The sequence below is a fragment of the Brooklawnia sp. genome (assembly GCF_032229645.1).
Taxonomy (GTDB): Bacteria; Actinomycetota; Actinomycetes; order Propionibacteriales; family Propionibacteriaceae; genus Brooklawnia.
Genome location: NZ_JAVTWX010000057.1, coordinates 1 through 11514, shown reverse-complemented (window position 1 = coordinate 11514; position 11514 = coordinate 1). Strand labels below are relative to the sequence as shown.

Annotated in this window: 11 protein-coding genes and 1 riboswitch; of the genes, 6 read left to right on the top strand and 5 right to left on the bottom strand. The window is 64.2% G+C overall.

From position 1 onward, the window contains the following. The 3 genes from AAFP05_RS03990 to AAFP05_RS03980 form a co-directional block, all read right to left on the bottom strand. Positions 1-1024, bottom strand: a 1024-nt coding sequence (locus AAFP05_RS03990) for an enterochelin esterase domain-containing protein (protein WP_341728566.1), incomplete at its 3' end; no start/stop codon positions are given. Then, positions 1002-1175, bottom strand: coding sequence for a hypothetical protein (locus AAFP05_RS03985; RefSeq protein ID WP_341728565.1), 174 nt, complete (start codon positions 1173-1175; stop codon positions 1002-1004). The genes AAFP05_RS03990 and AAFP05_RS03985, both read right to left, overlap by 23 nt. Before the next feature lie 81 nt (positions 1176-1256). Continuing rightward, positions 1257-2774 carry an aldehyde dehydrogenase family protein gene (locus tag AAFP05_RS03980; RefSeq protein ID WP_341728564.1) on the bottom strand — a complete coding sequence of 506 codons (1518 nt, stop codon included), beginning with the start codon at positions 2772-2774 and terminating at the stop codon, positions 1257-1259. A 177-nt stretch (positions 2775-2951) separates the two neighbouring features. Between AAFP05_RS03980 and AAFP05_RS03975 the strand changes: the two genes are divergently transcribed. Then, positions 2952-4388: an MFS transporter gene (locus AAFP05_RS03975; RefSeq protein ID WP_341728563.1), complete on the top strand. Its 1437-nt coding sequence runs from the start codon at positions 2952-2954 to the stop codon at positions 4386-4388. Positions 4389-4487: 99 nt separating this feature from the next. Here the strand turns inward: AAFP05_RS03975 and fdxA are convergent, their stop codons facing one another. Beyond that, positions 4488-4808: a ferredoxin gene (gene fdxA, locus AAFP05_RS03970; protein ID WP_341728562.1), complete on the bottom strand. Its 321-nt coding sequence runs from the start codon at positions 4806-4808 to the stop codon at positions 4488-4490. A 68-nt stretch (positions 4809-4876) separates the two neighbouring features. On the opposite strand from fdxA, the gene AAFP05_RS03965 reads away from it, so the two are divergent. The 5 genes from AAFP05_RS03965 to AAFP05_RS03945 all read left to right on the top strand — a co-directional run bounded on the left by AAFP05_RS03965 (position 4877) and on the right by AAFP05_RS03945 (position 10366). Next, on the top strand, positions 4877-5827 hold the full coding sequence (locus AAFP05_RS03965) for an NAD-dependent epimerase/dehydratase family protein (RefSeq protein WP_341728561.1): 951 nt from the start codon (positions 4877-4879) through the stop codon (positions 5825-5827). Between the two features lie 69 nt (positions 5828-5896). Then, entirely contained in the window at positions 5897-6787 is an 891-nt protein-coding gene (locus AAFP05_RS03960; RefSeq protein WP_341728560.1) for an alpha/beta hydrolase, read from the top strand. A 277-nt stretch (positions 6788-7064) separates the two neighbouring features. Continuing rightward, positions 7065-8648, top strand: a complete 1584-nt coding sequence (locus AAFP05_RS03955) for a TrkA C-terminal domain-containing protein (RefSeq protein ID WP_341728559.1) — start codon at positions 7065-7067, stop codon at positions 8646-8648. Between the two features lie 174 nt (positions 8649-8822). Then, positions 8823-9134 (top strand): DUF2853 family protein, encoded by a 312-nt coding sequence (locus AAFP05_RS03950; RefSeq protein WP_341728558.1) that lies wholly within the window; start codon positions 8823-8825, stop codon positions 9132-9134. Positions 9135-9196: 62 nt separating this feature from the next. Then, the gene (locus AAFP05_RS03945; RefSeq protein WP_341728557.1) at positions 9197-10366 is read left to right on the top strand and encodes a GTPase; all 1170 of its coding nucleotides are present in this window, start codon (positions 9197-9199) and stop codon (positions 10364-10366) included. Between the two features lie 18 nt (positions 10367-10384). Here the strand turns inward: AAFP05_RS03945 and tenA are convergent, their stop codons facing one another. Then, positions 10385-11032, bottom strand: coding sequence for a thiaminase II (tenA, locus tag AAFP05_RS03940; RefSeq protein ID WP_341728556.1), 648 nt, complete (start codon positions 11030-11032; stop codon positions 10385-10387). A 166-nt stretch (positions 11033-11198) separates the two neighbouring features. Beyond that, positions 11199-11290: riboswitch (TPP riboswitch) on the bottom strand. Positions 11291-11514: the final 224 nt, after the last annotated feature.

Sequence of the window (11514 nt, the reverse complement as noted above, 5' to 3'; positions counted from 1 at the left end):
CCGAACGCAGCGCTTCCCTGGCCTGCAAGACCGTGGTGGCCAGCGTGTTCTCCAGCAGCCCAAGCTGAACGACCACCGGCGAGCTGGCGCCACGGGCGTCCGCGAACTCGGTGAACCAGCGGCCGGCGGTCGGCGCCATGGCGGCATCGGTCGGCCACCACAGCGAGGGCGACTGGGCCACCGCCCCGGCGATCGGTCCGCGGTGCCGAACGGCGCTGAGCATCGCGAACAACCCGCCGAGGCTTGAGCCGGCGGTGATCCAGGGCGCACTCAAGGAGCCGTCAAGAACATCGGCGACCCGCTCCAGCAACAGCTCGGACTCGTCGAGTTCGCAGGCGTAGTCCAGCTGACGCGCCGCCGGTCCCCCGGAGTGCAGCAGCACCAACTGAACCGGCGGAATCTGGCCGGTGCCGATGGCATGGTGCAGCGAATCGATCAGGAGATCGTCGCTCAGCCAGACCTCTCCGTCGAGGACCAGGACGATGGGCGCATCGGCGGCGCTCCGCGGATGCCGGAAGACCGTCACCGGCAACTCTGCACCGCTGACCGGCCCAATGATCTGCCGCTCGCTTCGCTCCCAGTCTTCGGCGCGGCTGGCGGCAGGTAGTCGAGGAGCGTCCGGCAATGCGACCACACTGTGCAGCGCAGGGTGCAGTTTGTTCGGCAGCTGTTCACGCGCCAGCGGATCAGCGCGGATGGACGCGGCGACCTGCTGCAGCTGCCGCGCAGAGAACGGCTCATGCAGCGGTGCGGTGGGTAGCGGAGACGGCGGGGTGATGAATTGGTAGCCGGCGATCCAGTCGTTGGGCATCTCGACGCTCAGCACCGCGAGATCGGTGCCGTCCAACCGCCGCATCGCGGTATCGCCGGGATCGAGGTGGTCGGTGAGCCGGTTGGCTGCCAGGTAGACCAGCTCGGCGCCGGGACCGCGGTAGCAGAATGTGACGATGCTGTGGCCCGGCGTCGGTGACGGTTCGACCAGCGGAGAGCCATCTTGAAGGTCAGCCGCGACGAAACTCGTCAACCAACGCGACGGCCTCGTCCCGGGACGAACGAGCCAGCGCCGCCTCCAGTCGTTTCACGGCCGGCGATACCGCGCGCAGCAGCGGCCAGGGCCGGAAGGCGTGCGGCGGAATGGCGCGGATCAGTCGGGCGTGCTTGGCTTGTTCGTCCATGTCGCTGAAGGGTAGATGGCAATCAGCCCGAATCCAATCTCATGCCGTCCGGCAGTCGACTCGTCCTCGCTGCGCTGAGCCTCAGCGATGCTGCTGGGGATTGTCGTGGTGCGCGACGAGCCGGCGGGTGGTCAGATCTGCCCCCGTGAGCACGCCACCGCGCCCGAGCAGCCGCCCGCGTTCCCAGTTCGACAAGCCGAGTTCGGGCTGATTCAGCGCGTACTGGCCGTCCACCCAACGGGTGAAACCGTCACCGACGAACGGGGCGTCCACCAATGCCCGGAACCGCTTGTGAGCAGCCGGATGCTCGGCAATCAGCGAGGCCACGAAATGCGGGCTGTGGGCGTTGAACAAACCGGCCGCTTCTGCGAGATCGTCGACGACCAGGATGCTGATCTCCGGGGTGTCCTCCCACTCCCACTCGGTGCCGAGCTGGTCGACCGGGATCACGGTGGCGCGAGGTTCAAAGACGGCGCCTTCAGCGCGTTTGACCTCGATCGTGGTGGTGAATGCATCGGCGGGCAGCCAGTGCTCGCTGCCGGACGCGATGTGCAGCCGGGCCCGACCTCCTCTGACTGCTGCGGCCCGGTCGGCGGCCTCCATGAGCACCGGGATCAATTCGGCGGCCCGGTCAGCGGTGATGACGGCAACGTTGAGGGTGTTGCAGACCTTGCGGTCGAGCGAATGCCGGACCGCTGCCTTGAGGCGATCAGGATCGGCGCTCGTGTCGGCGACCATCCAGGCGCCTCCTGTGCCATGCGCAGAAACCGGGATGCCCGACTGCCGGGCGACCGCCGATAGTTCGGTGACCGCTCGGCCCGATCCCCGCACCACCGCGAGCGCCAGCCGGCGGTCGCTGAACAGCGCCCAGCCTGCCGAGCGTTCGCGGACAGGGATCAGCGAGATCGTTCCGGCGGGGAGTCCGGCCTGTTCCAGAGCCGGATCCAGCGACGTCTGGCAGATCGCCTGAGCGGTCGCCAACGCGTCCGATCCGATCCGCAGCACAGCCGTGTTTCCGGTGGCGAGCACGCCGGCGGCGTCCGCGAAGACATTCGGGCGGCCCTCGAAGACGAAACCGATGACGCCGAGCGGCGCGGTGACGACGCTGACGCTCCAATCGCCATGGTCGACATGGGCGATCTCGTCGCTCGCGCCGGCGGCCAGTTCGCTCTCGATGAGCCCGGCCCAGCCCTCCAGACCGGCGATCATCTCATCGCGCACTTTGTCGCTGACCACCAGTCGGGTCGTCGAGCGTCCGGCTGCCCTGGCGCGGTGTTCATCGTCCGCATTCGCGGCGGCTATCTGCGGCCAGGACGCCGCCAGGTTCGCGGCGAAAGCACGGTAGAAGACCCGGATCTGCTCGCGGCCGGTGCTGCGCAACTGCTCGAATGCACGCGTGGCCGCGTCCACCTGGGTGGTGACGGCCTGATGAACTGCGTCGGGCACGTGCAGCAATGCTCCGGTGTCCTGGACGAAGTAGAGACGGTCACCTGGCCGGAAGGCTGCTGCCAGATCGGCACCGACCTTGGTGAAACGGTCTCCGCCGAGCGGAATGATCATGCCCGGTTCGAGCCTGGTGAGTTGCTGGGTCGCGTTCACGGCCACTCCTGTCGTCCATATCAGCCAACGCACCCAGTCTAGTGGGATGCCCGACATTGGCCGGGGGTCGGCTCCGCGGCCCTGAGATCGGTGTCGGCAACAATCTCACAGACCAACACCATCCAATTAGTGAGACGAAATGGTCAGATAATGGACACCGAAAAGGAGTGTTTCTTTATGTCTGCCATCAGCCCCACCAGTCCGTCCACGGCCGCAGCGCCCCTCAACTCCCCCGGACGCGTGATTGCCGCGAGCCTGGTCGGCACCACCATCGAGTTCTATGACTTCTACGTCTACGCCACCGCAGCGGCCCTGGTCTTCCCGAAGCTGTTCTTCCCGACTGGCAACGAGACCACCGCGCTGATCGCTTCATTCGCCGTCTTCGGTGCTGCGATGGTCGCCCGTCCGGTCGGCGCGATCTTCTTCGGCCACCTCGGCGACAAGCGCGGACGCAAGACCACGCTGGTCATCAGCCTGCTGACCATGGGCGTCGCGACCTTCCTCATCGGCCTGCTGCCCACCTTCCAAAGTGCCGGACTGATCGCACCGATCCTGCTCCTCACCCTGCGACTGTGCCAGGGCTTCGCGCTCGGCGGTGAATGGTCCGGCGCCGCGCTGGTGGCCACCGAGAATGCTCCCGAAGGCAAGCGCGCCCTCTATGGCACCTTCCCGCAGCTCGGTGCCCCGCTGGGCTTCATCGTCGCCAACGGGCTCTTCTTGATCATCAATTTCGCACTGCCGCATCCCGATGGCCCGACCATGCAGTCCGATGCCTTCCTAGCCTGGGGCTGGCGCATCCCGTTCATCTTCTCCGCCGTGATGGTGATCATCGGTCTGTGGGTGCGGATGAAGCTGGTGGAGTCGCAGGCCTTCCGTCAGGCCGAGAAGAAGGGCGTCATCCGCAAGCTGCCGCTCAGCGACACCTGCCACTATCACTGGCGCGAACTCATCCTCGGTACCTTCATCATGCTGGCCACCTACGTGCTGTTCTACTTGATGACCACGTTCGCGCTGACCTTCGGCACCAAGTCCCAGGATGCGACCCCAGCGGGCTTGGGCATCGGCTACACCTCGTTCGTCTTGATGCAGATCATCGGCGTCGTCTTCTTCGGCATATTCACCCTGCTCGCGGGACCTGCCGCCGACATGATGGGTCGCCGCAAGCTGCTGATCGGCGTCACCATCGCGATCATCGTCTTCGGACTGTCCTTCCCGGTATGGACGACGCTGCGCGCCGACGCCATGCTGACCGGCGGACTCACCCAAGCCTTCTTGGTGGTCGGATTCACCCTGATGGGCACCACATTCGGCCCGATGGGTGCGCTGCTGCCCGAACTCTTCCCGACCAACGTGCGCTACACCGGTTCGGCGATCGCCTACAACGTGTCGAGCATCCTGGGTGCGGCGCTCGCCCCGATCATCGCCGTTGCGCTGTGGACGAAGGCCGGCGGCAGCACCTGGATGGTCGGCCTCTATCTGGCCGGCGCCGCAGTACTGACGCTGATCTCGCTGTTCTTGAGCCGCGAGACCAAGGATCTCAACTACAACGCGGCGTCGTTCGACGAGGAGGCATCCGACTTCGAGAACGACGAACTGGTCGGTACCGGCGTCTGATTCCTCGCAGACCGCCGCGTTCTGCTCGCTGAGTGCGGGCCCCATGTCGCTGGGGTCCGCACCAGTTGTCTTTGGTGCAGGTACAGCTCGCGGCGGCCGCTACTGGTTCTGCGCAGGCAGCGCCGCGATCAGCGGGTGATCCTTGGCGACCGGCCCGACCCTCGCAGCGCTACCCGGGGAGCCGATGTCATCGAAGAACTCGGCGTTCACGTCCTTGAACTCTGCCCACTCATCGGGCAGGTCGTCCTCGAAGAAGATCGCCTCGACCGGGCAAACCGGCTCACAGGCGCCACAGTCGACGCATTCGTCGGGATGGATGTACAGTGCCCGCCCGCCCTCGTAGATGCAGTCCACCGGGCACTCATCCACACATGCGCGATCTTTCACGTCGATGCACGGCAACGCGATCACATAGGTCATGAACCAACGCTAACAGCGATAGCCGGAGCCCCTGATGCGTCAGTCGGAACCCCGTGGAGAATGGCGGTATGAACGCTGCCCATGAGTTGCATGTAATCGTCGGAGCGGGACCGGTGGGAACCTCGCTCGCTGCCCGCCTGGTGGCCGAGGGACACCGCGTCCGAGTGCTCACCCGCTCGGGCCGCGGTCTACCGGTGCCCGGCGCGGAGCACATTGCGGTGGATGCGTCGGACGTGGACGCACTCACCACACAGGTTGCTGGCGCCGAAGTGCTGTACAACTGCGCCAATCCCGGGTCATATCCGGCGTGGGAGGAGGCCTGGCCCCCGCTGGCGGCAGCGATCCTCATCGCAGCCGAACGCAGCGGTGCCGTACTTGTGACGGCCAGCAATCTCTACGGCGTCGGGCCTGTCGATGGGCCGATCACCCGACAGACACCGCTTCGTCCGTCCGATCACAAGGGAGCCTTGCGGGCACGGATGTGGCACGACGCGTTGTCGGCACACCAAGCGGGCCGCGTCCGCATTGCCGAGGCGAGGTCGTCCGACTACATCGGCCCCACGCTGCCGATCAGCAGCGGACTGCTGGCTCGCTATGCCGATGCGACCCTCAAGAACAAGACGGCCGCAGTCTTCGCCGATCCGGATCAGCCTCATAGCTGGACCGCGATCAACGATGTCGCGGCAACGCTGGCGGTTCTGGGACGAGACGAGCGCGCCTGGGGATCGGCCTGGATCGTACCGTCGAATCCGCCCGCGAGCGTTCGCGACGTGCTGCGTGGGCTGGCCGAGTACGCCGGAACTCACGAACCACGGCTACGGCTCGTGCCCCGTTGGGTGCTTCGGGCAGGCGGCGCGATGATCCCTCTGCTGCGCGAGGTAACCGGGATCCTCTACCAGTTCGATGCACCATTCGTCGCAGGCGGCTCCGAAACGGTCGAAGCCTTCGGCATCACACCGACGACGTGGCGAGCGGTATTGGAGACCACCGCACCCGCATGGACAGACCGCGCCCGCTGATCGGCGCAGCGGTGTCGCCGATATCGTTATGCCCAGAGATCCGGTACTGGTCATGACGGGGTGAACGGGATGGACGCAACGAGGCGCACACTGGGGCTCTCCTGGGGCACGGTCTCCTACCTCGACTGGAATCCACTCAGAGCTATCGACCAAGACAAGCCGGCCGTGCTGCTGCTTCATGGCGGCGGAGTCGACAACGCGTCGTTGTCGTGGGGCGAATTGGGCCCAGTGCTCGCGGACGCCGGATACCGGGTCCTCGCGCCCGATCATCCCGGATACGGCCAGAGCCCGGCAGCGCCATGGCCCCACTCGCAGCAGCGTCTGGTCGACTACGTCGGCGAGCTCGTCGACGGGCTGCATCTGGATCGGTACGCGATCGGGGGGCTTTCTCTCGGTGGCGGCATGACCATCGGGCATGTTCTGACACGTCCAGAAGGCGTGACTGGCGCGATTCTATTGGGTAGCTACGGACTGATGGATCGTCAGTTCGAAGGGCCACTGAAGCGTCCCGCACAGCTGATGACCTGGGCGATGATTCGGTCCGGAATGCTGAGCGCACTGATGCGGGCCTACGGCAAGGATCGCAGGCTGATGAACTCCAGCTTCCGCGGCCTCATTCGCGACCCCGGCCGGCGGACGCCCGCATTGCTCGACGAGATCATGACCGCAGCAGGGCGCAAGGATGCGTTCGTCCCGTTCGAACAGTGGCAGCGCGACCAATTCGGCTGGAACCATCTCAAGACGAACTACACCGCCGAGCTTTCGCGTTTCCCGCGCCCGGTGCTGATGGTTCATGGCGTCCTGGACGCCGGGGTGCCCATCGCTCGAGCGCGAGCCGCGGCCTGGCAGGTCCCCGAGGTCGAACTCGTCGAGGTTCCGGACGCGGGTCATTGGGTTCAGCGCGATCGGCCTGAGATCGTCTTTCCCGCCGTTCTCGAGTTCCTTACCGGCTTGAGTTAAGCGTGCTCAGCGCCCACATCGATCCCAAAGCTCTCGGCCTAGCGTCGTCCAGTCAGTAAGGATTCGCTGTCCCGAATCGGACCCTATCGCGACCCCGCAATGTCCTGCTAGCGTTGCTCGCGAACCGACGACTCGGTTCTCGAGGTACCAAGGTCCGGATCCTGGCCCGAGTAGGAAGCGTGGTGAAATCCCACACCGTGCCGCAACTGTGATGCGTCCTCGCGGACGATAAGTCAGACCGCCTACTGCCTCGATCGTCCGCAAGCAAGGGGCCTCCATGCTTCACCTCCTAGCCGACTATCCCCTTCTTTTTCTCGCCCTGTTGCTGCTTGTCGGCTCGCTGATCGGACAAATCAGTGTGGCCGGCGCCAGTCTCGGGCCGGCCGCCGTACTCTTCACCGCCATCGGCCTCACTGCCTGGGGAATCACCAACGGTGTAGAACTCGCCATTCCCGAGATACTTGGCAGTTTCGGGCTCATCCTTTTCACCTATACCGTGGGGCTGATATCGGGTCCCAACTTCTTCGGCTCGCTACGCCGAGGTTGGCCGGTAATGCTGACCACATTGGCGTGTCTGGCCTTTGCAGCGTTGATTGCCGGGATAGCCGCACGAATTCTCGGATTGTCCGGTCCGCTCGCCGCCGGAGCATTCGCCGGAGCGCTCACGAACACTCCCTCGCTCGCCGCCGCGAGCGAGGCCGCCGGAGACGCCGAGTTGCCCGCCGTGGGCTACTCCATCAGCTATCTGTGGGGTGTGATCGGTATGCTCCTCGCCACAGCCTTCGCTCTGAATCGCGGGAAAAGCGCCGAAAACCGGGCCGTCCAGAAGATCGAGCAGCGAACCATCCGTGTCGACACCGAAGACCAGGTTGCCGTGGGCGAGCTCTTGGACGAATACACCGGGCATCTCACCATCACCAGAATGAAGCACTATCGCGAGCCCGTGCACGTTCCAGGCGTGTACGAGACCCTCCGGCGCGACGATCTGTTCAGCGCCATCGGGCCCGCTGATGTACTGGAGGCCGTTACCACCAGGCTCGGGCACACCTCCAGCGTCGACCTGATCGGTGACCGCTCCCAGCTGGATTCGACCCGAGTCACGCTGTCCCGCTCGAAACTGGCAGGCACACCGCTGTCCGACCTGCAGTTGCGGGAGAAGTTCGGCTCCCATGTCACCCGGGTCCGCCGTGGGGATGTCGACATCATTCCGACCCCGGACTTCGTGCTTCAGATGGGAGACCGCCTGCGTGTGGTCGGTCCGCGCGACAAGACGGCCTCAATCCGTACCTACCTAGGCGACTCCGAACGCGGGTTCTCAGACATCAATCCGGTGGGACTTGCTCTCGGCCTGACGGCGGGCCTCTTGATCGGGATGATCTCTATTCCCCTGCCAACCGGGGCGTTTTCACTCGGATCGGCAGTCGGCACGCTCTTGTCCGGTCTGATCATGGGCCGGCTGGGCAGAATCGGCCGGTATCCGATCACCATGTCCACCGCAGCCGCCAATTCCTTGTCCAATCTGGGCATGCTGGTCTTCATCGCCTACGCAGGCACCAAAGCCGGAGTCGCGTTTCCGCAGGCCGTTTCGTCCAGCCTCGGAGCCAAGGCGGCGATACTCGGGTTCATCATCACCGTGACAGCCGGCGTTTCCCTCCTGCTGGCCTCACGGTTTATTCATCACACGGACTGGACTCAACTCGCAGGCCAGTTGGCTGGCGCACAGACCCAGCCCGCGCTGCTCGCCTTCGCCAACACCCGTACCGGTTTCGACAACCGGGTTTCGCTCGGCTATACCCTGGTCTATCCGAGCGCAATGTTCGGAAAAATCCTGCTTGCCCAGCTATTGGTGCTGCTGGCTTAACGATCTCCGGCCGGCAAACAGTTGACGCCGCTCGCTCACAGCACAAGAGGCTGTCCGATTGCCTCATCGAATCCGGCCACATCAGGTACCGCGTAGCGTCATGATGAAGACAGTCACGTGCCGGCTGCAAGCGACGTCGTCGTCAGCCCCGGCGCACGAGAAGAGGGAGTCGTCATGGACTATCTGGCAGATCTCAAGAAGTACACCACGGGCCCCGACGAGGACGTTGTAGCCGCCATGGAGAAGACTTATCGACTGGTTCTCAGCCAGCCCGATTCGGCGGTCGTTTCCTACAGCGATTCGGAGGAGCTGGAGAGAATCAAGAAGAACTTCTTGGTGAGGAAGCTCGGACTGACCGACACCGACGATCTGGACGGTGGCCTGGAGGCCGTGGGTGCGAAGATGAAAGGCGTTCACCGCAAGAACCGGCTCACTGTCTACTACCTGCTCGCCGAGCACTTCGGAAAGCTGGACGTGCTGAGGTAGCAGCCCAGCCAACAGGTCAACATCATCCATGGCGCCGGCAGCCGAAAGGATCCCACAGCGAGATGAGACTCAAGCCGAGCGGCCGCCCCGACGAGAACGATCCCAGAATCGATGGCCAACATTTCGTCCAGGAAGCCTCCAATGCGAGATTCCGGTTCGGACGATTCAACCTCGCGATCGTGGGCGGCACCGGCGTGGGAAAGTCGTCACTGGTCAACGCCGTTTTCGGCCGTGACTACGCCAAAGTCGGCAAAGGTATGCCGGTAACGACCGGCGTCAACTACTACCATGATGCCTCGCTCGGCATCTGGGATTTCGAGGGTTTCGAGATCGGCTCCCACAGGTCGCCGGCCGAAACTCTCAGGGCGCATTTGCAGGCGATATCGAGGCGGCCGCCATACGAGCAGATCGCTGTTGTCTGGTATTGCGTGATGGCCAGCGCCGACCGACTCACCCAAGCCGACGTCGATATGATCCGTGAGCTTGATGCTGCCGGCCTGCCCGTGATTCTGGTGCTCACCAAGGTCGATTGGACGAAGAATCCGGTCACCGGGAAATACGGCGCACCGAAAGACACCGAGGAATTCCGCGACTGGCTCGCCAATCCAGTGGACGCCTATGGACGACGGTTCTATCTGCCGGTTCGGCGGGTCATCCTCACTGCTGCACGCGAGAAGCATGGAAAGGGCGCGGGGCACGGGCTCGGTGAGCTCGTGGCGCAGACTCTCGCACTCGCGCCGGAACACGGGAAGAACGCGTTTCGCATCGCGCAGCAGCTCAACCTCCCCTGGAAGCGCGATCTGGCGCGGCCTGTCATCACTGCGGCAGCGGCTGCGGCCGCGGGGGCGGCGGCTATCCCGATCCCGGTTGCTGACGCGACAGCGCTGGCACCAATTCAAATGACGATGATGGCGCGCATCGCCGTCATCTACGACCTCGAGTTAAAGTCCATGCTCTCGACATCGGCTCTTGCCCAGTTGGGTGCACAGATGGCAGGACGAGCACTGGCCCGCAGCTTCATCAAACTGATTCCCGTTGCCGGCACGGTGATCAATGCGGGCGTCGCGTCCGCAATCACCGCGGCGACGGGCGAAGGCTGGATGCGGCTCTGCGAGCAGGTGCATGCAGGCAAGATCGACCTGGATCAGGTCAGCGAGGTGTGGAAGGATTTCAGCCCGAGTCTGGCCTCGGTGCTCTCGAAGCTGGCGGCGCAGAAGGTCTCGAAGAAATGAGCGTCCCGTTCCGCCTTGTCATTTCGCCTGTTGCCAGAAGTCGGCTTCAAGGCGGGTCGCAGTCGCAAAGATGTCGACCAGTTGGCTGAAGCGCCGGTCGGAAATCGAGTCCCCAGCAAGATAATCCAGGTGCTCTTCAGCGGCGCGTGCGGCGGTCTGGAACTCTTCGCCTGCGTACTCGACGATCCACTCCCGGTACGGATGGTTCACGATCCGCCCGAGTTCGGGTTCGAGATTCTTGCCGATCTCGGCGTAGCCGATCACGCAGGGAGCAAGGGCCACATTCAGCTCGAGCAGGTCCCCCGCGAGGCCTGTATCCAGCACATAGCGCGTGTACGCGACAGTCCCCAACTTCTCGGACGCGGACTCGAGCTCGGACTGCGTCACACCCCATCTCGCGGCGAACCCCACATGCATACTGGTCTCACCCAATATCACCCTGAGGCCATCGGATGAGTGCCGGACACTTGCCAAATCCCGGCTCTTGTAGGCGGCCAAGGCGTACGCGCGGGCGAAGTGAATCAAGAATCGATAGTCCTGGACGAGGTAGTCCTGGAAGGTGGCCAGCGGCAGACTTCCGTCACCAAGGCGGGCAACGAACTCATGCCTGGTAAAGGCGGTCCAATCGGCCGCGATCGCCGACTTGAGCCTGCTGAAAAGTGTCATCTCATTCTCATTTCGATAGTGCGGGGGCCTCTTCGCGGAGGAACGCCGGGCCGAATAGACCGGCGCGATTCGATACGAGGTCAGACGACGCGCACAAACCCTCGATGCAGGTGTGCGGCGGCCAGCAGAATCGCAGACCGTCCGCCCACTTCGACGAGAATTGGATGACGACCATCAATGACATCCCTCCGCGAGTACTAACTCGATCAGGTTCGCGGGTGTTATCTCAGCCCTGGACGGGCACCCCGTGTCTTGCCAGCACTGTATCGCAAAGGCGCCGTCAGCAGTGACCGTCCTAGTCACCACGGCGCGAACACCGGGCTACCTATCGAGACAGGCACACGATCCACAGATTTGGCATGTCCAGCCGCGATGCGCTACTGTTTCACAGGTCGCCGCGCGAGTGGCGGCGCCCAAATTCGGGGCATTGGCGCAGTTGGTAGCGCGCTTCCATGGCATGGAAGAGGTCAGGGGTTCGAATC